This window comes from Streptomonospora wellingtoniae (genome assembly GCF_031845375.1).
Lineage (GTDB): Bacteria > Actinomycetota > Actinomycetes > Streptosporangiales > Streptosporangiaceae > Streptomonospora > Streptomonospora wellingtoniae.
On record NZ_JAVREK010000079.1, the window covers coordinates 1 to 409 of the forward strand.

The following is a 409-nucleotide window of genomic DNA, read 5'->3' on the forward strand; positions in this document are numbered from 1 at the left end:
TAACCCCTTGCGGGAGGGAGTGAGTGAAGGTGGGGCTGGCGATTGGGACGAAGTCGTAACAAGGTAGCCGTACCGGAAGGTGCGGCTGGATCACCTCCTTTCTAAGGAGTCTTGCAGAGTCGGCCCGCGGGGTGCGTCTGCGCGTTTTCGGGCGCGCGGGGTGTCCCGGTTTTTCGTCGAGAGGGCCGGCGGACTCGTGAGTGGACCCGGTGCTTTGAGGTCTTCGTGGTGGCTGCTGGTGCCTGACCGCTGTGCGGTGGGGTGCGGCGGCGCCGGAGGGCTGGTGCCGGGATGGTGCTGAGGTGGACACGCGCTGTTGGGTGTCTGAGGGAGCGGCCCTTGGGGTTGTTCTCCTGTTGGCCACCCCTGCGAAGACCCGGGTCGTGTGCTCGGGGTGCGGCTGGTGCCG

General features: G+C 67.2%; 1 rRNA gene. It reads left to right on the forward strand.

Going from position 1 to position 409, the window contains the following annotated elements:
* A 16S ribosomal RNA gene (locus RM446_RS24710) occupies positions 1 to 101 on the forward strand; the annotation flags it as partial.
* Positions 102 to 409 lie beyond the last annotated feature (308 nt).